The organism is Rheinheimera sp., assembly GCF_030824435.1.
Taxonomy (GTDB): domain Bacteria; phylum Pseudomonadota; class Gammaproteobacteria; order Enterobacterales; family Alteromonadaceae; genus Pararheinheimera.
In genome coordinates, this window is record NZ_JAVBXS010000031.1 from 1 (window position 1) to 26,568 (window position 26,568).

Annotated in this window: 23 protein-coding genes; 7 read left to right on the forward strand and 16 right to left on the reverse strand. The window is 47.4% G+C overall.

Annotation, left to right across the window (positions count from 1 at the left end; genetic code table 11):
* From trmD to ffh, 8 genes are all read right to left on the reverse strand, one after another.
* Window positions 1–470 (reverse strand): tRNA (guanosine(37)-N1)-methyltransferase TrmD (gene trmD / locus RCH83_RS07910; RefSeq protein ID WP_306520794.1); only part of this gene is annotated, 470 nt, incomplete at its 3' end.
* Window positions 471–487: 17 nt separating this feature from the next.
* On the reverse strand, window positions 488–1,015 hold the full coding sequence (gene rimM / locus RCH83_RS07915) for a ribosome maturation factor RimM (RefSeq protein WP_306520740.1): 528 nt from the start codon (window positions 1,013–1,015) through the stop codon (window positions 488–490).
* A gap of 26 nt (window positions 1,016–1,041) precedes the next feature.
* Complete coding sequence (gene rpsP / locus RCH83_RS07920) at window positions 1,042–1,293, reverse strand: 30S ribosomal protein S16 (RefSeq protein ID WP_306520742.1); 252 nt, start codon at window positions 1,291–1,293, stop codon at window positions 1,042–1,044.
* A gap of 120 nt (window positions 1,294–1,413) precedes the next feature.
* Window positions 1,414–1,848, reverse strand: a complete 435-nt coding sequence (locus tag RCH83_RS07925; protein WP_306520744.1) for an ACT domain-containing protein — start codon at window positions 1,846–1,848, stop codon at window positions 1,414–1,416.
* Between the two features lie 152 nt (window positions 1,849–2,000).
* Complete coding sequence (locus RCH83_RS07930) at window positions 2,001–2,690, reverse strand: hypothetical protein (RefSeq protein ID WP_306520746.1); 690 nt, start codon at window positions 2,688–2,690, stop codon at window positions 2,001–2,003.
* Between the two features lie 91 nt (window positions 2,691–2,781).
* Entirely contained in the window at window positions 2,782–4,350 is a 1,569-nt protein-coding gene (locus RCH83_RS07935; protein WP_306520748.1) for a hypothetical protein, read from the reverse strand.
* A 360-nt stretch (window positions 4,351–4,710) separates the two neighbouring features.
* Window positions 4,711–5,655, reverse strand: coding sequence for a GAF domain-containing protein (locus tag RCH83_RS07940; RefSeq protein WP_306520750.1), 945 nt, complete (start codon window positions 5,653–5,655; stop codon window positions 4,711–4,713).
* Between the two features lie 164 nt (window positions 5,656–5,819).
* Entirely contained in the window at window positions 5,820–7,187 is a 1,368-nt protein-coding gene (ffh, locus tag RCH83_RS07945) for a signal recognition particle protein (RefSeq protein WP_306520752.1), read from the reverse strand.
* Between the two features lie 132 nt (window positions 7,188–7,319).
* Here ffh and RCH83_RS07950 point away from each other — a divergent pair, with 132 nt between their 5' ends.
* Together RCH83_RS07950 and RCH83_RS07955 are read left to right on the forward strand one after the other, a co-directional pair.
* Complete coding sequence (locus RCH83_RS07950) at window positions 7,320–8,126, forward strand: inner membrane protein YpjD (RefSeq protein WP_306520754.1); 807 nt, start codon at window positions 7,320–7,322, stop codon at window positions 8,124–8,126.
* A gap of 64 nt (window positions 8,127–8,190) precedes the next feature.
* Entirely contained in the window at window positions 8,191–9,459 is a 1,269-nt protein-coding gene (locus tag RCH83_RS07955) for an HlyC/CorC family transporter (RefSeq protein WP_306520756.1), read from the forward strand.
* A gap of 441 nt (window positions 9,460–9,900) precedes the next feature.
* Here the strand turns inward: RCH83_RS07955 and gshA are convergent, their stop codons facing one another.
* Together gshA and RCH83_RS07965 are read right to left on the reverse strand one after the other, a co-directional pair.
* The gene (gshA, locus tag RCH83_RS07960; RefSeq protein WP_306520758.1) at window positions 9,901–11,511 is read right to left on the reverse strand and encodes a glutamate--cysteine ligase; all 1,611 of its coding nucleotides are present in this window, start codon (window positions 11,509–11,511) and stop codon (window positions 9,901–9,903) included.
* An 89-nt stretch (window positions 11,512–11,600) separates the two neighbouring features.
* Window positions 11,601–12,044 carry a CBS domain-containing protein gene (locus RCH83_RS07965; protein WP_306520760.1) on the reverse strand — a complete coding sequence of 148 codons (444 nt, stop codon included), beginning with the start codon at window positions 12,042–12,044 and terminating at the stop codon, window positions 11,601–11,603.
* 87 nt (window positions 12,045–12,131) lie between these two features.
* Here RCH83_RS07965 and RCH83_RS07970 point away from each other — a divergent pair, with 87 nt between their 5' ends.
* Both RCH83_RS07970 and RCH83_RS07975 read left to right on the forward strand, forming a co-directional pair.
* Window positions 12,132–13,676, forward strand: a complete 1,545-nt coding sequence (locus RCH83_RS07970) for a PAS domain-containing methyl-accepting chemotaxis protein (RefSeq protein ID WP_306520762.1) — start codon at window positions 12,132–12,134, stop codon at window positions 13,674–13,676.
* A gap of 112 nt (window positions 13,677–13,788) precedes the next feature.
* Window positions 13,789–14,193 carry a DUF4124 domain-containing protein gene (locus RCH83_RS07975; RefSeq protein WP_306520764.1) on the forward strand — a complete coding sequence of 135 codons (405 nt, stop codon included), beginning with the start codon at window positions 13,789–13,791 and terminating at the stop codon, window positions 14,191–14,193.
* Window positions 14,194–14,437: 244 nt separating this feature from the next.
* Here the strand turns inward: RCH83_RS07975 and clpB are convergent, their stop codons facing one another.
* From clpB to rluD, 3 genes are all read right to left on the reverse strand, one after another.
* On the reverse strand, window positions 14,438–17,023 hold the full coding sequence (gene clpB, locus RCH83_RS07980) for an ATP-dependent chaperone ClpB (RefSeq protein WP_306520766.1): 2,586 nt from the start codon (window positions 17,021–17,023) through the stop codon (window positions 14,438–14,440).
* A 128-nt stretch (window positions 17,024–17,151) separates the two neighbouring features.
* Entirely contained in the window at window positions 17,152–17,889 is a 738-nt protein-coding gene (gene yfiH, locus RCH83_RS07985) for a purine nucleoside phosphorylase YfiH (protein WP_306520768.1), read from the reverse strand.
* Window positions 17,889–18,863 (reverse strand): 23S rRNA pseudouridine(1911/1915/1917) synthase RluD, encoded by a 975-nt coding sequence (gene rluD / locus RCH83_RS07990; RefSeq protein ID WP_306520770.1) that lies wholly within the window; start codon window positions 18,861–18,863, stop codon window positions 17,889–17,891. The genes yfiH and rluD overlap by 1 nt, the downstream gene beginning before the upstream one ends.
* Before the next feature lie 125 nt (window positions 18,864–18,988).
* Between rluD and RCH83_RS07995 the strand changes: the two genes are divergently transcribed.
* Window positions 18,989–19,759: an outer membrane protein assembly factor BamD gene (locus tag RCH83_RS07995; RefSeq protein ID WP_306520772.1), complete on the forward strand. Its 771-nt coding sequence runs from the start codon at window positions 18,989–18,991 to the stop codon at window positions 19,757–19,759.
* Between the two features lie 126 nt (window positions 19,760–19,885).
* Here the strand turns inward: RCH83_RS07995 and radA are convergent, their stop codons facing one another.
* Window positions 19,886–21,250, reverse strand: coding sequence for a DNA repair protein RadA (gene radA, locus RCH83_RS08000; protein WP_306520774.1), 1,365 nt, complete (start codon window positions 21,248–21,250; stop codon window positions 19,886–19,888).
* Between the two features lie 176 nt (window positions 21,251–21,426).
* On the opposite strand from radA, the gene RCH83_RS08005 reads away from it, so the two are divergent.
* Window positions 21,427–23,874: a PilZ domain-containing protein gene (locus RCH83_RS08005; protein ID WP_306520776.1), complete on the forward strand. Its 2,448-nt coding sequence runs from the start codon at window positions 21,427–21,429 to the stop codon at window positions 23,872–23,874.
* A gap of 43 nt (window positions 23,875–23,917) precedes the next feature.
* On the opposite strand, the gene RCH83_RS08010 is transcribed toward RCH83_RS08005, so the two are convergent.
* Together RCH83_RS08010 and serB are read right to left on the reverse strand one after the other, a co-directional pair.
* On the reverse strand, window positions 23,918–24,814 hold the full coding sequence (locus RCH83_RS08010) for an alpha/beta fold hydrolase (protein WP_306520778.1): 897 nt from the start codon (window positions 24,812–24,814) through the stop codon (window positions 23,918–23,920).
* Window positions 24,811–25,647, reverse strand: a complete 837-nt coding sequence (gene serB, locus RCH83_RS08015; protein WP_306520780.1) for a phosphoserine phosphatase SerB — start codon at window positions 25,645–25,647, stop codon at window positions 24,811–24,813. The genes RCH83_RS08010 and serB overlap by 4 nt, the downstream gene beginning before the upstream one ends.
* A gap of 278 nt (window positions 25,648–25,925) precedes the next feature.
* On the opposite strand from serB, the gene RCH83_RS08020 reads away from it, so the two are divergent.
* Window positions 25,926–26,555, forward strand: a complete 630-nt coding sequence (locus RCH83_RS08020; RefSeq protein WP_306520782.1) for an AhpA/YtjB family protein — start codon at window positions 25,926–25,928, stop codon at window positions 26,553–26,555.
* The last annotated feature ends 13 nt before the right edge of the window (window positions 26,556–26,568 follow it).

Here is a 26,568-nt window from a genome sequence, read left to right on the forward strand (position 1 = left end):
GGTACCAGTCGCGATACCGCATCAATCAGCGTCATCGCAGGCAATTCGCCCCCACTCAGCACGTAATCGCCGATTGACCATTCTTCGTCAATTTCCGACTCTATTACGCGTTCATCAATACCTTCGTAACGGCCAGCTACCAAAAGCAGCTTCGAATAAGTCGCAAGTTTGGCGACGCCTTCCTGATCCAGCTTCCGGCCTTGCGGCGAAAGGTAAATCGTTCTGACATCTCCACCAGCAGCAGCTTTAGCGGCGCGAATAGCGTCGGTTAAAGGCTGCACCATCATCAACATACCAGGGCCGCCGCCAAAAGGTCTGTCGTCAACAGTGTTATGTTTATCCGAGGTAAAATCCCTTGGATTCCAGCACTGTACGTCGATCAACCCGTTTTTGACTGCCCGGCTGGTCACACCGAACTTTGTCACAGCATCGAACATCTGCGGAAATAAGGTAATAACCCCAAACCACAACTTTGGCTGTTCGGCCATTAAAATTCAGGATCCCAGTCGACAATGATTCGACTTTGCGTTGTATCCACCGCTTTAATGACAGAGTCAGTTAAAAACGGCAATAAACGCTCCTTCTGACCAAATGCATCATTCCGGTTAGCTTTCACCACGATAACGTCGTTTGAGCCTGTTTCCATCATGTCCACTACTTCACCTAAGTCGTAGCCGGCTTCGGTTATTACTTTCATCCCCATCAGGTCTTTCCAGTAATAATCACCGTCTTCGAGTTTTGGTAAAACAGCGGGCGCCACTGCAATGTCAGCGTTGACATAGAGTTGCGCCTGATCACGGTCATTCACACCATCAATTTTGGCAATTAAGCCATTACTGTGACGCTTCCAACTGCTGATCTGCACTGGTCGCCAGTTACCCTGTAATTGAATTTGCCAGGGTGTGTAATCAAAAATCCCTTCCGGGATATCTGTGTAGGAGTTTACTTTTAGCCACCCGTTGATGCCGTAAACAGCACCAAACTTACCTAAGACAACTAAATCTTTACCGTTCAAGGTTTAAACTCCAACCAGTTTGCTAATTAAGCAGAAGCTTTTTTAGCTGCTTTTACCAGTGAAGCCACGCGATCACTTAAAGAAGCACCTTGTGCTACCCAGTGGTCTACGCGGTCCAGGTCGATACGCGCTTTCTCTTCAGTACCGCTGGCGATTGGGTTAAAGAAACCCACGCGCTCAATAAAGCGGCCATCACGAGCAAAACGGCTGTCTGCGACCACAACTTGGTAAAATGGACGCTTTTTCGCGCCACCACGTTGTAAACGAATAGTTACCATACCGTCCTCTAAATCAATCGTTCAGGTTTTATTGAAATAAAAATCCCTGTAGTCAAACCACAGGGACGCCGAATTGTACGGATTTTTAGCATGAATGCAAGGTATTTCACGGCTTTGACGCTATTTCCCCGCAAGACTGAAGCTCTGGTTCTGGCGCTCTTGCTTTACAAATCCGATGTTTTGCAAAATGACCACGGCCTGCGCCAGGTGGTGCTGCGCGACAAACACATAATCGCGGCTGAAAGTGGATATAAGCAAAATATCAAGGCCGGCAGCAGTCATGGCGCTGCTGATGCTCTGCAAAAAACCAACACAATAAAACGGATTGGCGCAATTAATTACCAGCAGCCGCCATTGCTCCTGATTCTGACTTTGAATGGTTAAGTCGGTTAAACCTGCTTCAGTGGTGACCACTGTAATTTCTTTATCATCACGGCAAATCAGCCGGTGCAGCTCGGGGGTTTTGACATCAAGTGCTGCGACATAATAAAAAATATCCGGTTCAATATAAAAATCGCTGCCACTAATCACCTGTTGTGTACTTAAAGGTATCACTGTTATTTCCTTATGCGGGTGAATGCCATTTGCGTTGTTGCAACTGCCACTGCAGAAGCAACAGCAAAAAGCCCCTCCGTCGGGGGCTTATCAGACATTATTTAAATTCAGCAAAGCCGTTTTAGGCAAGTGCAATTGAATTCAGCAAATTTTTATTGCATGGCGCCGTCATCAGGTGCCATTGCTGTCTGATTAAAATCAGTAGTGCTGCTTTGTTGCAACACCAGCCGCCGCATCGGCGAAGTATCAGTAGCATTTTGATAGCTGACCGATTGCCACCAGCTTTGGCTGCTTAATTCAGCAAAAACCGCGGGCCAGCTTGCCAGATGCTGAATCTCGAGCTCAAGCAAACATAAGTCTTCCCGGCAATCGAGTGTCATGACACTGAGTCCGCTTTGTTCGGCAAAAAAATCGGCCAGTTGTTGTTGATATTCCAGTGTCGTCAGATCACCACTATGTTGTTGCTGATGATTTTGCAAAAGTTGATGAAACTCAGCATCTTCTACCTGAATAATTAACTCTTTAGCCTCTGGCAAGCGGTTAGCAACCAGGCTGCTGTATGACTGCAAAGACAACCCGGCGGTGTTGACTGGCTGAGCATCATGAGCCGGCAAGGCCGGGGACTGAGTGTTGCGCTTTGTTGGTTGCGAGTCATTTTGCTCAGATACAGGCATGGTTATATTTGTGCTGGTCTTTGACACGACTTCTGTGACACAAGCGGCGGCTTGATTGCCCGCCGCCACTTCCAATACAACAGGAGATGACGCAGTGAGCTGAACAGCAACCAGATATCCGCTGGCAAAAGTTAACAACAAAGTAGTGATAAGTACTGTGTTTTTCATCTTCTCTTCCTTGAGCACTCTAAAACATAAAGGTTTGGACGCCAGTTAAAAAATCAGGCGAAGTTTACACTTCGCCTGAATCATACTGCTGTTAGTTTTTACTCCAGAGTCCGGCAAAACGATGTACATCTTCACCATCAATACCGGCCACTACATCTGTCAGATAACCCTGACCACTAAAGTCGTTAAAAGAGGTCTGGAACTGTGCTGAAGTCTGGCCGTGACGGGCCACCCAGCTATTAACCGGCGCCTGGGCAAAGACTGCGGTGTAATTGACGTTACCGCCGTGCATATAAGCATTCAGGTAAATAGGCCGGCGCCCTGCATCCCATTCGCTGGTGACTTTAGCCTGATAAGCCGCGGCACTGAGTTGTGAACTGACAGTCCAGCCACCGACGTTCTGCTGATTATATAAAGTGGTGTAACGACGCTCACCACCAGAGGACACCACAGAAATATTCACAGGGCGCATATTTAAATCTTTAGCCTGTTCCATCACATCCAGATGCTGTTGATAAGTCAGGCCGTGCCTTGCCAGGAATGCCATGGCTTTTTTCTCAAAAATCACGCTGTAACGGGTGCCACTGCCGGTTTGATGGGAGTCAACCTGCACAGGCACATAACCATCTTCCATAGCATCATTAAATACCGTCTGATACGAAGCGCCGGACTGACCAAAATAACCACGCCAGGCCAGATTGGCAGGTTTCCACACCATATTGTAAAAGGTGTCGCCATCCATGTTGTAACCGTCAAACCAGGCGGGTTTAAAACCTGAGTCGGCTAAATGGCTGAACCAGCCTTGCATGGCAACAGCGGCCATACCGTGACGCACATACTGACTGCCAACAGTGCGGGGAGCCCAAATCAGCTGTGAACCGCCAGGAATAGTGCTACCGGCAAAACGGCTCCAGCTTGGATAAGGTTTACTGTCATCCGGCGCAGCGGCCATACCACGGTTAAAGGTAATCAGCTGCCCTACACCGCTGCTGTCCTGCAAATGCACATGTAAATGTGGCCCTGTTGAATTACCACTGTTACCCACCCGGCCCAGATATTGGCCTTTGCTGATCACAGCTTGCTGAGCTGCCGGCACGCCGACGTACAACATCTCGCTGTTATTGCCGATAGGCGCCGGATAAGCCACATCGTCATGTGGGCATAAGGCAGAGCTGATAGTGCCCGGGATCATATGGGCATACAGCATGCGGGTGCCGTCGTCGTGTTCAATCCACAACATATTGCCACCACCTGGCATCAGGCCATTTTTCAGGTTGCTGTGCAGCCATGGTTTAGTGGTTTCTGAGTCACCGGACAGTTTTGGCCTTGGATTTTGTGGTGCGTTACGCCAGCAGCCCACCACTTTACCGGCACGCATGGCATAAATGGATTTGTTATAAATAGTAAATTTGTCGTTGGTTGGTGCGGCGTTGTAATCGGCCACAGTGGTATTCACCGAAGTCCAGCGGCTATTGTCAAAATCATAACGCCGTGCGCCCATATCAAAACCATGTTTTTGCGAGGTGTTCTGCGCATGGTCAAAGGTATGTACTTTTTCGTGGTCGCCGAAGTTTTGTCCTTTAAATGGCAGATCATAAGTTGCCGCTTGCAGTTGCGTGCTGATGGCAGTTAAGGTCAGTGCCAGAGTGAGTAGTTTCATGCTTGCCTCCTTGTAGCATTGGTTGATGTTCACAACTCGCAATCATCATATAAATTGTGGCCGGACAAGACTGCTCAGAAAGTGCTCATTAACTGCTCAATTAAAAAAAACAGAAAAACAAAACAGCCGTAATCACATTGATGGATGGCTGGGCCAATGCTTTGCTCTGTGTTTGGATGACTGCAGGGAGTGACTGAAAAGCCGAGCCCATATAATCTGGTTGGGAATCTTTGATAAACAGAATTTTATGTCTTCGTTACCTGAAAAAAGAAAGCCAGTCTTCTGACTGGCTTCTGCTTCAGAGCAGCTTGATTTGTCGCCTTTGCTCTTATGCTGTTATCTGTTTTGCAGCTGTTTCGCTTAAAAAGCCCTGGCTTGTAACTCCAGTTGCCACAATTGCTGGCCAAAATAAGCAACGGCTTGCGCCTGATGACGCCGGAATGTGCTGAATCCCATATGATATTGATCAGCAAGCTGAATTTGACCATGACGCTGCTGAATATAACGGTCAGAAATAATGCGGGCCCAAAGTTCAGTGGCTTTGGTTTGTTGCATGTCTTGCAGTACCAAAGCTATTTGCTGTTGTAAAGCAGGACTTTGTCTTGGGGAGGATGCATCCCCTGCTTTTTCCAATCCCAGATTTTTACTGAAAAAGGCACTGCTTTTTAATAAAGATAAATCCCAGTTTGCCGGCTGATAAAAGTGTTTTAACACCTGCTGCACCAGCTGCATAAAGTCGCTTTGCTCACACCAGCTGGCGTTGTTCGTGCGGGTTTTATTGCTTTTGATCCCGGCAATAAAACGTTGTTGCATTTTGGCTCGGGCGGCTAAATCTGCCAGCCTTGGCGCCAATATGGCGGCAACGGCTTCAACAAAATACTGATGTTCCAGGGTAAAAAAACCAGCTTGTGGATGTTCAGCATCAATCACCCCCAAAAGCTCTCCCTGATAAGTTAACGGCACTGACAATTCAGACAACCTTGGTGCGTCATCGACCACATAATGTTGAAAACTGCCGGTATCAGCGATACATAAACTGCTTTGACACAAAGCTGCGGTACCTACCACGCCCTGGCCTATTTCCAGTTGCAGCGGTTCAAGCACCCCCGAAGCTTGACAAAATTTGGCGCCGGCGGCAGCCACCTGCTGTAAACGCTGCTGTGGATTATGCAGATAAATAACGTTGTCGGGTAAATGCAGCGCCTGCACTATCAGACTGCTGACTTGCTGACAAATACCGATAATGTCGGTGAGTGGGTCGATACGACGGCCGATTTCGCTCAGCCAGGCCAGTGGAGTTGCCATAGTTCACCTCATCCTTAAGAGTGCACCCGGCGAGCATACGCCGCAGGACCGACCAAGCCCAGCGGCAGATACGGCAATTGTTGTGAGACATTGCCGACAAAACAGCATATTTGGAGCAAAAAAACCCGGCTTTTTGCAGCCGGTTTTTGTATTTTATCAAGATGTTAACGAGGTGGCAGCATACCTGGTGGTAACTTGCCGCCCATGCCACGCATCATTTTCATTAAGCCGCCTTTGCCACTCATTTGTTTCATCATTTTTTGCATCTGAGTAAACTGTTTCAGCAGCTGATTGACGTCCTGCACCTGAGTGCCTGAACCTGACGCTATGCGTTTTTTACGCGAACCTTTAATTAAATCAGGGAATTGGCGCTCTTTTGGTGTCATTGAATTAATGATGGCTTCCATTTTGCCAAACTGTTTGTTGTTCATCTGATCTTTGGCGCCAGCCGGCAGATTTTTCATGCCAGGCAGTTTGTCCAACATCGACATCATGCCGCCCATATTGCGCATCTGCACCAACTGGTCGCGAAAATCTTCCAGACTAAAACCCTGACCTTTCATGACCTTAGCTGCAACTTTGGCCGCTTGTTCACGGTCAACTTTTTGCTCCAGCTCTTCAATCAGGCTAAGTACATCACCCATACCCAGAATACGTGAAGCAATACGGTCCGGATGGAATGGCTCTAAGGCATCGGTTTTTTCGCCCATACCAATAAACTTAATAGGTTTACCGGTAATGTGACGGATAGATAAAGCTGCACCACCCCGGGCGTCACCGTCGGCTTTGGTTAAAATAACGCCGGTCAGCGGCAGCGCTTCATTAAAAGCTTTGGCGGTATTGGCAGCGTCCTGACCTGTCATGGCATCCACCACAAACAGGGTTTCTATTGGATTAATCGCCGCATGTAATGCTTTGATTTCATCCATCATTTCGCCATCAACGTGTAAACGGCCTGCGGTATCTACCAATAAAACGTCGTAAAAACCCAGTTTGGCCTGAGCAATGGCCGCAGTCACAATAGCAACCGGTTTCTGGCTGATATCACTTGGAAAAAATTCAACACCGACATCTTTGGCCAGTGTCTCAAGCTGTTTAATAGCGGCGGGACGATACACGTCAGCGGACACCACCATCACTTTTTTCTTTTTGCGTTCTTTTAAAAACTTAGCCAGTTTACCAACAGAGGTGGTTTTACCTGCACCTTGTAAACCGGCCATCAGCACCACTGCAGGCGGCTGACTGTTTAGCGCCAGTTCTTCATTGGCATCGCCCATGGCCTCTTCCAAAGCCTTGCGCACAATTTTTAAAAATTCCTGACCCGGTGTTAAACTTTTGCTGACCTCAAGGCCAACCGAACGTTCTTTCACCTGATTAACAAAATCACGCACCACCGGCAGCGCCACGTCGGCTTCCAGCAGCGCCATGCGCACTTCACGCAGTGTTTCTTTGATATTGTCTTCAGTCAGACGGCCCCGGCCACTGATATTTTTCAGGGTGCGGGTTAAACGATCGGACAGGTTTTCAAACATGTTTTTTTACCACGAATGTCAAAATGGCGGTGATTATAACCGAGTAAGCACGCGCCGTCAGCCGTCGGCTCTGTCATTCTTGCAAAGCTTGCAATACAATAGGTTTTTGCGCTTTAAACTGGAATTATTCGCATGTCGCTCGCGTTGTTACCTCTGCTGGCTTTTTTGTGTTATCTCACTGCAACCGCAGCTGTTGCCAGACGTTTGTATCACCCACAAGGTCCAAATCTGAAGCTGGTATTTTCCGCCGCCACTGCCGGCATAGTACTGCATATGTTGGGGTTAAGTCAGGCGATGTTTGGCAGCGATGGCCAGAATTTCAGTTTGCTGAATGTCAGTTCTCTGGTGTGCTGGCTTATTACTTTATCTTTTACAATTGCAGCGCTGCGCACGCCTATTGCTTTGTTATTGCCTATTGTTTTTGGTTTTGCCGCTTTGATGCAACTGGCCGTTGCGCTGTTGCCTGCTGGCGCTCAGGTACAACATTTTGAACAAAGTCCCTGGTTGTTATTACATGTAATAGTGGCATTTATTGCTTATGTGATATTGATCATGGCTACTTTGTATTCATTGCAGGTCAGTTATATAAGTCAGCGCTTAAAACAAAAAACACCGCTGCAAACAGGCTCTGTATTTCCACCTCTGATGCAGGCCGAACAATTGTTGTTCCGGCTGGTACTGGCTGGCACTGTGCTGCTGGGTTTAACCTTATTCAGCGGCGCTATTTTCACCGAAGACTGGTTTGGCAAACATAACATCCACAAAAATCTGTTAAGCCTTATCGCTTTTGTGTTGTTTTCACTGTTGTTGTTGGGTCATGCCAGGCTTGGTTGGCGGGGCCGTGTTGCCAATGGCTTAACCATCAGTGCCAGTTTGTTATTAACTTTGGCTTATTTTGGCAGCCGTTTTGTGCGGGAAATCCTGCTCGAGCGCTTGTAATCCTTGACTCACAAACCGCTTTGGCTTATTAAATAGGCCTTAGCGGCTATATAGGTTATTTCTCTTGGACGACATATCAACCAGCACCTTGTTTATTATTCTTGGTGTTCTGGTTTTTTGTTCTGCATATTTTTCTGCGACTGAAACAGGCATGATGTCGGTAAATCCTTACCGGCTTAAACATCTTGCCAATGAAAATCACGCCGGCGCTCAACGCACTGCTGCACTTTTAGCAAGACGCGACCGCTTGATTGGTTTAATTCTGGTTGGCAACAACCTGGTGAATATAGCCGCTTCTGCCATAGCCACCATTATCGGCATGCGGCTTTATGGTGATGTAGGCATCGCCATAGCCACAGTGTTTTTAACACTGATCATCCTGATTTTTGGTGAAGTCACGCCCAAAACTCTTGCTGCGCTGCATCCGGAGCGTATTGCTTTTCCAAGTTCGCTGATTTTAATTCCACTGATGAAAGTGCTGTATCCTTTGGTCTGGCTGCTGAATTGGATTTGTAACAACTTTCTGAAAATTTTTGGTGTCAGCGCCGAACATCATCATGGCCATAGTTTAAGCAGTGAAGAGCTGCGTACCGTAGTTCATGAAGCCGGCGCTTTATTGCCGGAGCAACATCAGAATATGCTGGTGGGTGTACTTGATCTGGAAAATGCCACAGTTGAAGACATTATGATCCCGCGTAATGAGCTGGCAGGCATTGATATTAATGACGAATGGAAAGACATAGTGCGACAGTTGGCCAATACGCAGCACAGCCGCATTTTGTTATACCGTGACAGTATTGACGATGCACTTGGCTTTTTACACACCAGAGATGTAATGCGTTTGGTCCTTAAAGACCAGCTCACTAAAGCCACTCTGCTGCGCTCAGTCAACGACATTTATTTTATTCCCGAAGGCACCCCACTCAATACCCAACTGGTGAAATTCCAAAATTCAAAAGAACGTATTGGTCTGGTGGTCGACGAATATGGCGATATTCAGGGTCTGGTGACACTGGAAGATATTCTGGAAGAAGTCGTAGGTGAATTCACCACCCATATTGCCGAGCAAAACAGTGAAGAAATTCAGCCACAACCGGACGGTTCATTTTTGGTAGACGGCAGTATTAACCTACGGGATCTGAACCGGGAAATGCAGCTGAATTTACCAACAGATGGCCCCAAAACGCTGAATGGTCTGGTGCTTGAATATCTGGAAGAAATTCCGCAAGCCAACCTGAGCCTGAAGCTGCTGGGTTATCCGCTGGAGATTGTCGAAGTGCAAGACAATATGATTAAATCGGTCAGGATTTTCCCACATTTGAAAAACAACTAAAGAAGCCAATTAGCGCGTTTTTTTGCTGACAGCTGCTTTGACAACTAGCCGAACACTGAGTATAAAACCTGTAAAAACAACATCATAAAAACATTTCGTCAAAAAATAACAAAAAAACAGAAAAAAAAGTAAAACCTTCTGAACTTTCAATACGACTAAGCTTCTAACTTAGCGAATGGATTCAACCAAGTTTTTGTTTTCATCCCTGGATTCTCCTTATCCTTAGTTTTACGGTCACTCAGGTGGCCGTTTTTTTTGCCCGCCTGACATCCCAAAGTCATTTCATCAATGCCAATTGACCAGACAAAAAAATAGCAGAGCGACTGCCCTGCCATTGTTTTAGATACTTTTGCTGCTTTTAGCTGATTTATCTTGTTTTTGTAGCAAACAATACAGGCGCTGAACCCTGTTGTTCACTACAGCCGGGCTCAATGCAACCTGCTAGCTTTTAGCTTTTTCTGCCTCACAGAGCTGCGCCGGATCTTCAATAAAATACTGCTTTAAATAGTCATCAAAGCTGATGGTGTCTTTTTGTTCGATAGCCCTTTGCTCCGACAACGAGGTTTTTGTCATCTGCAAAAATTCCGCTTCTGAATAAAACTGATAATCGCCCTTAAGCAATTGCTGCCGGTAACTTTCAGATAAATTCAAACTCACTGAACTGTTATCTTGTTGCGCAGCTATCAGCTGATTCAGCACCTTGCCGGAGAATGTTTGTGCCGGATCTAATAACCCCAGATAAAACTGTTTCAGCACAGCCTGATAACTATCGCCACCATGCACTTCATCAAAACAATGCGCTAAAGGCATTAAAGCGGCAAAAATCTCTTCCGCCCAGTCTTGCATCAGACGCGGGTGCGCGCCGTCCAGCAACTCCAGATTAATACGCCGGCCATCGGTTACCACTTTGCGCAGGTTATTGTCGACAAGATTTTGCTCGTCCGCTGACATCAAAGGGCTTTGTTCAAGCAGGCAATACAGCAGGAATAAATCCAGAAATCGCATTTGTTCAGCGGTAATACCTACGGCGGTAAATGGATTTACATCCAGAGCACGTACTTCAATGTACTCAACGCCGCGTTTGGCCAGCGCACAGGTGGGTCGTTCGCCACTTTGGGTGGTGCGTTTAGGTCTGATGGTGGAATAAAATTCGTTTTCTATTTGCAGAATATTGGCATTCAGCTGCTGATATTCACCATCAACTTTTACACCAATACTCTGGTACTCCGCCGATGGCGTGCTGATAGCCTGTTGTAAGCCTTTGATATAGTCCGGCAAATTGTTGTAACTGACATTCAGTGCCGATTGTGCGCTATTGGTATAACCTAAATCACTCATGCGCAAACTGGTGGCATAAGGCAAATACAAACTGCCTTTGCCAAGGTTCTGGAATGGATATTTGCTTTGTCTGCCTTGTAAAAAGGATTTACACATAGCAGGTGAAGCGCCAAACAAATATACAATCAACCAGACATATCTTTTGTAATTGCGGATAAGACCAAGATACTGCGCTGAAATAAAGTCCTGCAGCGGTTCGGTATTACCAAGACTTTGCTGATAACCCAACCAGAATTCTTCCGGCAATGAGAAGTTAAAATGCACGCCGCTGATGGCTTGCATCATACTGCCATAACGGTTTTTCAGCCCCTTGCGGTACAAGGTTTTCATCCGGCCTACATTGGAAGTGCCGTAATAAGCGAGGCGGATTTCATCCTGATGTTCAATAAAACAAGGCATGCTGCCTGAGCCAAGACGTTCATCACCCAGCTGGCGCATCGAAAAACGGTGGATGTCGGTCAGTTGCGCTATGGTCGTTTCAATGTCGGATTGCGCCGGCGTAATAAACTCCAGCAAAGACTCTGAAAAGTCAGTGGTGATTAGTGGATGGGTTAATGCAGACCCAAGCGCATAAGGGTGATCTGATTGCGACAACCTGCCATCTGGTTTGATGCGTAAAGTTTCACGTTCAATACCACGACGGATACCTTTGATGGTACTTTTCCAGGGCGCAGCTTGTAACTTTGCCATTTGTTCCGATAAAAACTGACTCAAGTGCATTCCTTATTGGGATCCTGTTTGCCAATGATTGGGAGTGCCCCGACAAAAAACAAGGGTCACCAAAGTGAAAACAACCTCACTCTTTACTCTTCTTCTTCCGATTGACGCTGACGTTTTAGCTGTGATTGCACCACAAGGCGCAAAATATCTTTCCAGGAAACGATACCGATTAAACGTTGTTGCTCATCGACCACAGGTAAACAACTGATATTACGGTCCAGCAACAACTTAGCGGCAGTCAGCACAGCACAATCCTGTGAAACACTGATGACAGGTGTTGTCATCACATGCCTGACTTTACGGCTTTGCAAAAACAATTCTGTGGTCTGCTCTGATGCTGAGTCCATAATAGGACTCAGTACCTTGTAATAATCTTTAACCGACACAATACCAATCAGCCGGTGCAGGCTGTCAATCACAGGCACATGCTGAAATCTGGCGTCAACAAACAAAGTCCGTAAACTGGCCAAAGTGGCATCTTCAGTGGTTACCCGCACCTTCTTACTCATAATGTCAGCAATGGCCATTGAATGTCCCTATTTTCTTTAATGCTTATCCGGTGCTTTGTAGTAAACTACTGTATCACCGCCCTAATTAAAGTCCAAGTCACTGATATGAACCGAAGAAATCAACAACTGGTCAACGAAGCCGTCACCTTTAGCCCTGACGTCGAACTGGTTTCCACCACGGATACCCGTGGCATCATTACCTATGCAAATCCGGCATTCTGTCAGGTTGCAGGTTACAGTGCGGAAGAATTAGTAGGTAAAAATCACAATATTGTGCGCCATCCGGATATGCCCAAAGCGGCATTTTCTGATCTCTGGGACACTTTGAAAAAAAATCAGTCCTGGCGGGGTATGGTCAAAAACCGTTGCAAGGATGGTCGTTATTATTGGGTTGATGCTTTTGTGACACCTATTTTTGAAAACCACAAACTGGTTGGTTTTCAGTCGGTACGGCGTTGCCCGAGTCCCGAGCTTATTCGCCGGGCTGAACTGACCTATCAAAAAGTTCAGGCGGGTCAGCGTCTGGCTGGCTGGCGTTTTAATCATTCATTCAGACGGATGACTGCTGCGGCGCTGACGCTTGCAGTTATCACTGCAGGCTGCTATTGGTTGTCACTGTGGTTTGCAGCTGCCCTGCTGCTGCCGCTGATATACCATGTCTGCTTTTATGATGAACTGCATGTCACACCACAACATCTGCAAACACTGCAACAACAAGGGGATTCGGTAAGCCGTTTTGTTTACAGTGGTTTTGGCCCTTTTGGTATTGCCGATTTCCAGCTGAAAATATTGCAAGCCAAATTAACCACTGTGCTTGGCCGCACCGGTGACAGCACCTCGCAACTGCGTAATATTGCCGATACTCTGGCAGAAGCTGTTGATCAGACCAAGGGTGGTATTTCGCAACAGCAACAACAATTGCAGCTGATTGATCAGGCCAGTCAGGAACTGACTCAAACCGTTGCCGAAATTTCGTCACGCACCGCCCATACCACAACTCAGGTGCAAAGCACCCATCAGATTTGTCAGCAGGCACAACAGGCCATGCAACTCACCACCAGCACAGTGCAACAATTGGCTAAAGAAGTGGATGGCGCAGCCAACACCGCTGACAGTCTGGCGGTGGAAGCACAGCGTATCGGCGCAGTAATGGCCGAAATTCAGGGTATTGCCGATCAGACCAATTTGCTGGCATTAAATGCAGCTATTGAAGCGGCCCGTGCCGGTGAACATGGCAGAGGTTTTGCTGTGGTGGCAGATGAAGTGCGGGCTTTATCTTCCCGTACCCACAATGCCACTGAACAAATTCAGCTGTCTATCCGTGAAATTCAGCAAACCTTGTTAAGCTGGGGCAGCGTGATGGTACAAAGCCGTCAGCAAGCGGAACATTGTGTTGAACAAAGTCAACTCAGTGCTGCTCAGGTCAATGAAATTGCCGCTATGGTCGACCAGATTGCATCAGCTTCGGCCCAAATTGCCACAGCCACAATGCAGCAGGATGTTGTAGCTCACAGAGTCGCAGGTCACGTGCAGGACATTACCGCTATCGCGGACACCAACAGCAACAATATGGCAGTGGTCGCAGAGAACAGCCATGTACTGCACGACAAAGCGGCAGAGCTCACCAGTCTGGCAAAAACTTTCAGCTAACCGGCACTGTTTAAGGCTTTGGCAGCCGACTGAATTTCATGAGGGAACGGGCAATTCTGTGAATGTTCGTTACACTTGAAGTTCAGTCTGCGGCAATCCGACAGAGGCCTTTATGAGAATACTTTTTTTCCTGATGCTGTCATCTTTGTTCTGCAACCAACTGCTGGCAGCCGAACAAGTGATGTACCAATGGCGTGACAAAAACAACACCTTGCATGTAAGTCAGTTACCACCACAAAATGTTGATTACGAAACTATAGTGATTGGTCCTTCGCAACAAAACACCGCGGCAATGAAACCGCAGCCAAAACCTCAGGCGAAGAATGAAGCGAAGCGGCAAAGCTGTGAAAAAGCACAAAAAAATCTGAAAATTTTGCAGCAGGATTTACCGGTATTTATTGATATGGAAGATGGCAGCAAACAACAACTGACAGATGCACAAATGGAAGCGCAGCGCACTCTGGCACAACAACAAATTAATTTGTTTTGTGATTCGACAGCGACAAACAATAATTAATAAATTCAGATGGATACAATAAGCTCACACAGTGCCCAACTGCCATATTCAAGCTGAACTCATATAATTCTGGCATAAAAAAAGAGCTGCTTTGCAGCTCTTTTTTTATCTTTGTTTTTACTGTTGCTCCGTTATCCAAGCGGAGGTGCAACAGCAGCTAACTGATATAGCAGATTTGCTATGACACATTTTTTCACTGCGGCCTGACTTCCTCCCTGGCTATCCGGCTACAAATCCCCTGCTGTTAATTCAGGGCTCTGCTGCTGACCACAAACTTATCGTCACTGACGTCCACCCGTACCACACTGTTTGGCAAAATGTCGCCTTTAAGCAGCGATTGCGCCAAAGTATTTTCGACATACTGCTGAATGGCCCTTTTCAGCGGACGGGCGCCAAACACCGGATCAAAACCAACAGCGGCTATTTTTTCCAAAGCCGCTTCTGACACTTCCAGCGTCATTTGCCGGTCAGCCAGACGCTGCGCCAGACGTTTGAGCTGAATACCGGCAATATTTTTAATCTGCACATGATCAAGCGGATGGAATACCACAGTTTCATCCACCCGGTTTAAAAACTCCGGCCTGAACTGCTGTCCAAGAACGCCCATCAGCATCGCCTTCATCTGGTCATAACTTTGCTGGTGGTAATGTTCCTGAATTAAATCAGAACCGAGATTCGACGTCATGATGATCACTGTGTTTTTAAAATCGACAGTGCGGCCCTGACCATCGGTTAAACGGCCATCATCCAGCACCTGCAGCAAAATGTTAAATACATCAGGATGCGCTTTTTCCACTTCATCCAGCAAAATCACTGAATAAGGGCGACGGCGCACTGCTTCTGTTAAATAACCCCCCTCTTCATAACCGACATATCCCGGTGGTGCGCCGACTAAACGCGACACCGCATGTTTTTCCATAAATTCAGACATATCAATACGTACCATGGCATCTTCACTGTCAAACAGAAAATGTGCCAAAGCTTTGGTCAGTTCAGTTTTACCTACCCCTGTCGGACCTAAAAACAAAAAGGAGCCTATAGGTTTGTTTGGGTCAGCAAGACCGGCGCGCGAGCGGCGAATGGCATTGGACACTGCTGCAACAGCTTCACTCTGGCCAATGACCCTTTGCGCCAGCGACCACTCCATTTTCAGTAATTTATCGCGTTCACCTTCCAGCATTTTACTGACCGGTATACCAGTTGCTTTAGATAACACTTCGGCAATTTCGGTTTCGGTCACTTTATTACGTAACAAGGTCATTTCATGCATTTCGGCCTGAGCTGCTAAATCCAGCCGTTTTTCCAGTTCCGGAATACGTTCATATTTCAGCTGTGACATCCGATTCAGATCGCCGGCACGGCGCGCCACTTCCATATCAAGCCGTGCTTGTTCAAGGTCGGCTTTAATACTCTGGGTGCCTTGCAAGGCGGCTTTTTCGGAGCTCCAGACTTCGTCTAACTCGTTGTATTTACTGTCAAGTTCGGCAATCTGCTCCAGAATAAAATCGCGGCGTTTTTTACTGGCGTCGTCCGTTTCTTTGGCAAGGGCGTTGTCTTCGAGTTTTAACTGAATAATACGCCGCTCTAGCCTGTCGAGTTCTTCCGGTTTGGAATCCATCTGCATTCTGATGCTGGATGCAGCTTCGTCAATTAAATCAATAGCTTTATCCGGAAGTTGCCGGTCGCTGACATAACGGTGTGACAAAGTGGCGGCCGCAACTATGGCTGGATCGGTAATATCCACGCCATGGTGCAACTCGTAACGCTCTTTTAAACCACGCAAAATAGCGATGGTGTCTTCTACCGATGGCTCTTCTACCAATACTTTCTGGAAACGCCGCTCCAGCGCAGCGTCTTTTTCAATATATTTGCGGTATTCATCTAAAGTGGTAGCGCCCAAACAATGCAGTTCTCCACGCGCCAGTGCAGGTTTAAGCATATTGCCAGCGTCCATAGCGCCGTCAGCTTTACCTGCGCCTACCATGGTATGAATTTCGTCAATAAAAAGAATGACCTGGCCTTCTTCTTTCGCAAGCTCAGACAATACAGCTTTTAAGCGCTCTTCAAATTCACCGCGGTATTTAGCACCGGCCAATAAAGCGCCTAAATCCAGCGACAACACCCTTTTGTTTTTTAAACCTTCAGGTACTTCGCGGTTGACGATGCGAAGCGCCAAACCTTCCACGATAGCGGTTTTACCTACACCTGGTTCACCAATTAACACCGGATTATTTTTGGTACGGCGCTGTAATACCTGAATACAACGGCGGATTTCTTCATCACGGCCAATCACAGGGTCCAGTTTGCCGGCTTCAGCACGGGCTGTTAAATCTATGGTGTATTTAGTCAACGCCTGACGGGTGTCTTCGGCATTGGCATCATCCACTTTCTGGCCGCCACGCATTTGCTCAATGGCTGCTTCCACCCCTTCTTTGCTGATGGCGAGCTGCTTTAATAAAGCACCAAGTTCACCTTTATCTTCACAGGCTGCCAGTACAAATAACTCACTGGAAATAAACTGATCTTTGCGTTTTTGCGCAAGTTTATCGCACAGGTTCAGAATATTGATGGTGCCGTTGGACAGCTGTAAATTGCCTTCACTGCCTTCCACTTTGGGCAGGCGTTCAATAGCCTGTGAAACTTTGGAGCGTAAGTCGTGCAGATTGGTGCCAATTTTATTCAGCAAGTCGCGCACGCTACCGCCATCCTGATTCAGCAAGGCATGCATCAGGTGTACGGGTTCGATAAATTGATGATCACGGCCCAGCGCTAAAGATTGCGCAGTGGCAATGGCTTCCTGAAACTTACTGGTAAAACGTTCTAAGCGCATGAGGTTACTCCATCGTAACAAGCTTGGTTGAGCTTAAGATGGAGGGCGTTTGCTGCATTTTCAAGCAGCAAACGTCAAAAATTTGACTTCGGTCAACAATAACTCAGTTTTTTCGCTTTGGCTCTGTGTTAAAGCAGCCAAATCAGGCTGGCCATACGGCCGGTCTGACCGTCACGGCGGTAGGAAAAAAACTGCTGCGACTGACTGACAGTACAATAATTGCCACCATAAATCTGGGTGACACCTGCTGCTATTAAACGCTGGCGTGCCAATAAATAAATATCAGCCAGATATTTACCCTGGCCAGTTGGTACAAAAGCGCGATTCGCCCCGGCGTTGTGCGCCATAAAAGCTGCACGCACTTCAGCGCCCACTTCAAAAGCCGCAGGACCAATAGCAGGCCCAAGCCATACCATCACATCATGCGGATTTTGAAAAAGCTTGAGTGTTTGTTCAATCACACCATCACACAAACCGCGCCAACCGGCATGAGCCGCCGCCACCTGCTGGCCTTTGTTGTCACAAAAAAGCACAGGCAGGCAATCGGCGGTCATCACCACACAAACTTTACCTGCAGCTTTAGTAACGGAAGCATCGGCATCCATTACACCACCTTGCCAATCGTCCAGCACCAGCACATCAGTACCGTGCACCTGATTCAGCCAGGCCGGCTCAACGGGCAAACCCGCATGCTCTGTTAATAACAAGCGGTTTTGCCTGACAGCTGCAAGTTCATCACCCACATGGGTTCCAAGATTCAGACTGGCAAACACCCCTTGTGACACACCACCGCAGCGGCTGGTACAAAGCGCTTTGACATTGGCCGGCGCCGGCCAGTCCGGATAAATCAACCCAGGAAGCGACATTATTGATTGTCCATACCGTGAATAGCAGTGTCTTCACGTAAAGCCAATGTCAGTTCCACCATATCCTGTGGAATTGGCGCATGCCATTCCAGCAATTCACCGGTAATAGGATGGGCTAACCGCAGCATGGCAGCGTGCAGCGCCTGACGTTTAAAATTACGCAATACCGCCAGCAAAGATTCATCTGCTTTACGCGGTGGACGCGGCCGGCCGGCATACACCGGGTCGCCAACCAGCGGATAGTTAATGTAGGTCATATGCACCCGGATCTGGTGGGTACGGCCGGTTTCCAGCCGCAAACGCAGACGGGTGTGGTTACGGAATTTTTCCATCACCCGGTAGTGGGTGACCGCAGGTCTGCCACTTGAAGTGACCGCCATATGAGTACGTTTGGTTGGATGGCGGCCAATAGGCTCGTCCACCATGCCACCCGCTGTCATACAACCGTGTGCTATCGCTTCATATTCACGGGTAATTTCGCGGTTTTGCATCATTTCCACTAAATGAGTTTGTGCCGGAATGGTTTTAGCAACCACCATCAAACCCGTGGTGTCTTTATCAAGACGGTGAATAATACCGGCACGTGGTACTTCAGCGATGCCAGGGCAGTGGTGCAGCAGTGCATTTAATAAAGTACCGTCGTGATTCCCTGCGCCCGGGTGCACCACTAAACCTGCCGGTTTGTTGATCACCAGAATATGTTCATCTTCATAAACGATATTTAAATCTATCGGCTCTGCTTCAAAACGTTCGTCTTCAGGCAGCTCTGCATTAATTTCAATGTTTTCGCCACCCAATAATTTTTCGCGTGGTATATCGCAAAGGCGGCCGTTGACCAGCACCCAGCCAGCCAAAATCCATTCTTTTATTCTTGAACGTGAATAATCAGGGAACATTTCTGCAAGTACCTGATCTAACCGTTTGCCGTAAAGATGGTCAGGTACAATTTCTGCAAGTTTTATCTGTTTTGTCATGTCGGAACCAGTTATCCTGTGTGCATACCCGAACACTCTGGGTTAGAATCGGTGTATTGCGTCTATTTTAACGATTTTATGAACGACTAGACAGCCAATCGGCTGAAGTAGTAGTGGATTTTTCAATGAAAGCTAAATTTTTTGTAGTTTTATGTGTTTCTGCCGCTCTGACCGCCTGTGCTGGCAACAAATCAGAAGAAGTATTGGTCAATACCAACCAGTCAGCGCAAGCTGCTTATAACGACGCTAAAGAAATTCTGGACTCAGGTTTATACAGCAGGGCCATCGAGCTGTTAAAAGCCATGGAAAGTCGTTTTCCATTTGGCCCTATGGCACGTCAGGTTCAGCTGGATTTAATTTACGCTTACCACGAGTCTGGTGATATTAAACAATGCCTGGCCAGTATAGACCGTTTTATCCGGTTAAATCCAAATCATCCTGATCTGGACTATGTCTATTACATGCGTGGTTTAACCAACCAGAAAGCCGATGAAAATTCCTTTCAGGAATTTTTTGGTATCGACCGTGCCGATCGCGACATGGCCAGCACCAAACAAGCCTTTGATGACTTTAAGATTCTGGCCAGCACCTATCCAAACAGCAAATATGCTGCTGATGCTCAGGCGCGCATGACCTTTATTAAAGAAAAACTGGCACGGCATGAATTGCTGGTTGCAGATTATTACAGCCGTCGTGGTGCCCATTTAGCTGCCGCCAACCGTGCTAAATATATTGTTGAATTTTATCGCGATTCACCTCAGGTGGCCGAAGCGTTACAGCTGATGGTCACAAGTTATGACGCCCTTGGTTTAACCAAATTGCGTGATGATGCCAAGGCTGTATTAGCGCTGAACTTCCCTCAGGCTGAAGTACCGGAGCAGACAGCAGCAAACTAAGCTGTCAGGCTCAGCAGGCAACCTCTGCTGACAACTAATAACAAAGGCCGCTTAGCGGCCTTTGTTATTTGAGCAATCATTAGCTGATAATTAATACTTTTCTGATAAAAATCAGCTGGCTGCAACTTATAAAGCTTCCAGCGCTTCCGGCAATTTTTGCACGCCAATCACTGTCATACCGGCAATAGGATCTTTGGGCACATTGGCAAGCGGCACTATAGCGCGTTTAAAACCGTGTTTAGCCGCTTCACGCAACCTTTCCTGACCACTGGGTACAGGACGTATTTCACCGGATAAACCCACTTCACCAAAGACCACTAAATCAACCGGCAGTGGTTTATTGCGAAAACTGGATACCAGCGCCAATAAAGTGGCCAGGTCGGCGCCGGTTTCGTTCACCTTCACGCCACCAACCACGTTGACAAACACATCCTGATCCGACATCTGAATACCGGCATGGCGGTGCATCACGGCCAATAACATCGATAAGCGGTTTTGCTCCATCCCCACTGTGACACGGCGTGGATTATTCAGTGGTGAATAGTCTACCAGCCCCTGAATTTCCACCAATAAGGGCCGGGTGCCCTCCCACAGCACCATCACTAAACTACCGGCCGCTTCGTCTTTGCCGCGGTTTAAAAAAATGGCTGATGGGTTTTTCACTTCTTTCATGCCCTGGCCTGTCATGGCAAAAACCCCAAGCTCGTTGACGGCGCCAAAGCGGTTTTTGGTGCCACGCAAGGTGCGGTATCTGTTGTCGCCATCACCTTCCAGCATCACAGAGCAGTCAATACAATGCTCCAGCACTTTGGGGCCAGCTAAAGAACCGTCTTTGGTGACATGACCCACCATAATAACAGCCACATTCTGCTGTTTGGCAAAACGCGTCAAAAAAGCAGCACTTTCACGCACTTGCGACACACTGCCAGGTGCAGACTGAATATCCATCATCTGCATCACCTGGATAGAGTCGATCACCATAATGCGTGGTTTTTCCTGCTGCGCCAGCTGACAAATGGTCTCTACCTGCGTTTCCGCCAGCATATTCAGCTGGTTGGTGGGTAAACCCAGCCGGTGTGCACGTAAAGCAACCTGCTGCAAGGATTCTTCACCTGTGACATAAAGCGCCGGGCCCTGCGCTGCCAGATAACACATAATTTGCAATAACAAGGTGCTTTTACCTGCACCAGGGCTACCGCCAATTAAAATGGCTGAGCCCGGCACTATACCGCCACCCAGCACACGGTCAAACTCGGCAAAACCTGAACTAAAACGCGGCACATCCTGCAAATCCACCTGATCCAACCGCATCACTTTGGCCACAGTGGCACCGGCGTAACCGCCTGTTGTGCGGCTGGTTTTGCTGCTGATAGTGGGCATCCGCACTTCGCTGATGGTGTTCCAGGCTCCACACTCAGTACACTGTCCTTGCCAGCGTACAAAGTCGGCACCACAATCGTTACAGACATAAGCGGTTTTAACTTTGGCCATAATTTTCACCGAAACAATTGAAAGGCATAATTTTTGCTTTTAATGTAAGACATGGTATCACAACAAGTAGTCACGATGGCTCAGACCCGCTTCTTATGACGACACCCGATCTGCTTCCTTATATCGGCGTGATCGAGCGCTTACTTCCCTTGATAAACACGCCGGAGTTTACCGAGGTGTTTAGCATTCTGACGTCTGATATCCCCAAACCCAAACAGTTTCTGTTAAAAATGGAGCTGAAACGGTTGGGCCAGCCTTGTAGTTATTACATTGATTTACGTGGCAAAGTAGATGGTGAAGTACGTTCTTACGAACATGGCGGCCGCACTCACTATATGGACGATACCGCCATCAAAGCCTTTGAGCGTGGCCTGAAGCGTTATGGCCGCTTCACTATGGGCCTGTTTGAAGAAGTGATGAACACCGACAATAACTACAGGGTCAGGCATAAACAGGAAACAGAACAAAGGTTACAGGCGGTTATTGCCGGTGAAACACCGGGTCAGACGCCTGTTGAAAACGCAGAGCCTGAACAGTTGAAAACCGGCCCGGCTCTGGTGCAATTTGCCAGTTATTGTAGCCGTGGTGAAGAGCGGATGAACTTCACCATCGACATTGAAATTGCCCAGGAAGATGGCGAAATATTTCCGGCAAGTACAGTCGACTTGTCAGTGTCGGGTAGCAAACTGAAAATACCTGGCAGCAGAAGACTGTCTGCAGGGCAAAAAATTGCCATTACATTCAAAGGTCTGGAGCAAGAATTTGCCTTAGGTCTCAGTCAGGGTGTGCCTTATCAGGTCATTGACACTGAAATAGTGGACCGCGCTGTTTATGCCAGGGTCAAACGCCTGCCAATGGCTGACGAACATGGGTTTAGTGAATTTTTACGTCAGTTTATTCAGGGTAATAAAAGACGGTATAAAGTGAACCTCGACAACACGCTGGACGCAGTGGTAGTGAAAGGTTACGAACAATTTTACCTGCCACGCATCAGCTCTTTGCCGGTGTTTTTGGCGGTGCGTGACGGATTGCCTGTGCCGGTTTGTGCCATGACGACTGAAAATAACCGCCAGCATGTACAATATTTCCAGGATGAAAACCAGCGTTCAGTATTGATGCAGTTGCTATCTGGCAAAAGGTTAAAAAGCTGCCTGCAAAAAGCACCGGCAGAACGTTCCTGTATCCTGTATTGTTTTACCCATGCCGCCAAAGGCAAGTTGTTTTTTTACAGTGCGACCTCTGACGAATTGCTACAACTCCCTGAACTGCAAAAAGTATTTTTTGGTTTTGCCGCCCGTAAACCGAGTTTCCGCGTTTTTCATCTGGTGGTACATCGTACCCACCCAAACGACGCCCATCTGTTGTTGTCGTTACCGGACAGTGCCGACCAGGACATCAGTAAACTAAATCAGCCTCCGTCTCAGCTGGTGCAAAACCTGATCCGCGATTTTCGATATATTGTCAGTCTTACTGACATCAGCAGCGAAGAAAATATCGCTATGTATCAGCAAATCCGTTATGACGAAAATTTGCTGTCACAACTGAAAATTTTTGGCCATGCCAAAGTTGACCATCTGCCGCCGTTGGAAGCTGTTGCTTTGCAATATGTCAATTTGCGTGGTGAAACCCGCTATTTATATAAAACCAAAGTGCTGCTGCAGCTTGGCGAACAACAGATTGAAGCCCATAGCCGCGATTTCTCCAGCAAAGGGCTGCAGTTGGAAACCCCGTTGCCGGTCAGTTTTCAAAAAGGCGACCGCGTCCAGCTGGCATTGCCCGATATGCAAAAAATTTCCAGTAAATTTGATCTGCAACAGTTGGACTATGAAGTGATGGCGGTCAGTAAAAGCCAGCTGATCATGAATTTAAAAGTGTGGGAAAAAGAGGATGCCCATCAGGGGAGGCTGTTTTTTGAACAACTGATTAAAAGTAATAAAGATAAACTGACCCCGGCCGAAGAAACCCCCAAATACGCCGGCCTTGGCACAGTGCTGCGTAACATGTACGTCAAAGCACTGAATAGTTTGCCTTTTTATATGCACCGTCATGGCATTCGTTACGACTTAAATGTGGTGGGCCGTGGTGCTGAACCCAATAACCTGCACCGCCTGCTCGGTTTGTCCGGGGAAAAAAATGCCAAAATGAACCTGCAGCCATTGCTGAAAAATAATGCCACCAATCTGCATTTTGCCACCCAGCTTAAAGCCATGAAACGCCAGGACGCGCCCAAGGTGTATGAAGTTTTTATCCGCCTGAAACCCGCCACAGCGCGCACAGAAACAAGTTTTGTCACCGAATTTGATTTTGAATTAAAAACCAGTCAGGCCAGACAGAGTTTTGTGCAGGAGTCGGTGCAACAGGATTTATTGTTTTGTTTTAAAGTATTTTTATCCCGCACCGGCAGGCCTGATACAGATTACATCGCCAAAGAACTGGGATATGTCAGTCTTTACGCTATTCATAAAGCCAAAGTACTGGAAGAAGAGTTGTGGAGTGTGGTGGGTGTTGGTGATGTGGTGGATATCAGTGATGAAGTTTTATTACGTTATGGTTTGAGTGCCGAACAAATCACCAGACAACTGCAAAAACGCCAGCAGTATATCACCGCTCTGCAGCAGGGTTAACTCAAGCTTATTGCCTGTTCAGCACGCTTTTTCCAAGCTTCGGTTATGACTGATTTTTTAACCAGCTGGTTAACGCCTGAAAATGCCCTTGCGCCGCCAAAGGGTGAGTGAGCATCGAAATATGATCGTAGTCCAACGCGTCGCCCTGCACTTTGCCAAGTAAGCTAAAACGCGCATCAGCCAGATTGCTTTCTGCCATAAATAACCGCACATCATTTGGGTGGCCTAAAATTTTGTCGTTCACCGCGGCAAAAAACCAACTGTCTGGCCACTGCAGTTGTTTTGCTGCTTTGGCGTAATCAAACTGATCTGTCGGGTCGATAAAATCCTCAGACTTAATCCAATGCACAGTGTCCAGCAAGAACTGCGCTGGTTCGTTGTCGGCACCAAAACGCCAGCTTTTCGCCGGCAAATAACCATAACGTTTACACAACCAGGGCGAAAGTTTGTTCCAGACCCAGTCAATTTGTAGTGTTTTGGCAGCACTTTTGACTGAAATGCGCCTTTTACTGCCAAAAAACACATTTTTTTCAATTTTTTCAGCAAGTTCAGGAAACCGCGCCAGACTGGCAGCCAGCACCACCCCGCCCCATGAATGACAAATCAGATGAATTTTTTGCTGATGACGCTGGTATAAATGTTCAATAAGCGCCGGAATATCCTGACAAATTAACTGATGCTGGCTGTGGTTAAAATCAGGGCCCACCCGGGGTTTTGACAAACCACGTCCGGCAAAATCGGCACAATAGACGGTAAAACCCTGATCGGCCAGATAACAACCCAGGCCTTTGCCCTGATGACTATAAAAAATACGGCCGTTTTCAATAGCGCCATGCAACATCAACACAGGCGCCTGACTAATATAAAAAGGCGTTAGCTTGCGTAGATGCAGCTGATAGGCTGTTAAGTCGAGATATTCCGAACTTTGTTGATGTTTCATACAACCGGATCTAACAAATACAATAACTGCAACAAAGACCCTTGCCTGATAGCGGCTTTGGCTTTTGCCTGCACCAGAGGTTTGGCATGAAAGGCCACACCAAGGGCTGCTGTTGCCAACATTGGCAAGTCATTGGCGCCATCACCAATAGCAACAGTTTGTGATGCTGAAATCTGATATTGCCTTGCCACTTCGTTCACTACTTCGGCTTTACGTGTGGCATCCACAATTGCACCCAGCACCTTACCTGTCAGAGTGCCGTTTTTTATCTCCAGCACATTGGCATAAGTGGCGGTTAAACCAAGTTGTTGTTTTAGTGCGTCGGTAAAATAAGTAAAACCGCCGGAAGCTATCACCACTTGCCATTGTTGTGTTTTTAAATGGGTTACCAGCTCAACAAGACCCGGCATTAAAGGCAGGTTGTTCAAAACGTCCGACAATACAGCTTCAGGCGCACCCGCTAAGGTTGCCACCCTTTGGATCAGGCTCTGGGCAAAATCTAACTCACCGTTCATGGCTCTTGCGGTCACAGCCGCCACTTCAGCACCTACGCCGGCAAGTTTGGCAATTTCGTCAATACATTCAATGCGAATAGCAGTGCTATCCATATCCATCACCAATAAACCGGCTCTGGTCAGGGAGGTGTCAGTGTCCAGATATACCAGTTCAGCATTTAAGATATTGCCAAAATCTTTTAGCTGCTGCTGTAACACTGCAGATAAAGGCCGGTCCAGCGCAAAATACAGCGCAGGGGCTAACTTGGGATGTGGTGAAGCGGCTTTTAACCTGATTTCAGACTGTTCAGCCTTCAGCAGTGTGAGCAATGCCGCCATATCCGCTGCACTCAAGTCTGCGCCAAAACAACAAATTCTGGCTTTTGCATTTGAGGTTGCGCACTCTAAGTCTTTTGTGTTGCTTAATGAAAAACCCTGGTCTTTTGCAGTTAACCACAAAGGTCCTTCGGTTTTTAACAATGATAAAAAGTCAATTTTAACCGGCTGCTGCCGTGTCCAGTTCAGAAAAAAGCCCACACTGATCCCTATACTTCAACCTGATGCCGTGGCATTCTACCGACATTTTTCGGCCCCTGTCAGTCTATGGTGTAGTGAAAATGACAAATTCGACGATAAAAACGCGAAAAAAATCAGCAAAACTATTCCGTATTGTACAGCTGGTACTCGCCATCACAGGGCTGATTGCTTTGTTGCAATGGTGGAATGACAGCAGCAATCAAGGCCAACGGCTTTTTGCGGAACAAAGTTCGGTGTTAATGCGTGAAACCTTAAAAGCATTGGCACAAACTGCGGCTTATCTGATTGAAAACGACCAACTTGATGGCCTGACGGCGCTGACCCAGCAGCTGGCGTCCAGCCCTTATTTACATGATGTGGTGGTGTACGACGCCAACGGCGTGCGGTTAAGTGAATCCAGTGGCAGTGAACCGGCCCGGTTGTTATATGCGCCACAACATGAAGTGGAATTGCAGCCGATGGTGCAGGAAATTTATCAAGGCTCGCAGCTACTGGGTTATATCAAAATCAGCTTAAAACAAGACACTGGTTTTAGTGCCGTTTCCAGCGCCTGGCATGCCATGATGGAACAAGTGTTGTGGATGCTGGCTTTGGCTGCTTTGGTGGCGTTGATGGCCCGCTCCAGCTTATTGCTGCTGTCACATAAACTGGCCAGCAACCAACAATTACATCATGCCGCTTTAGATAGCCACGAACATATTAAAAGTTAACAACAATTATCCG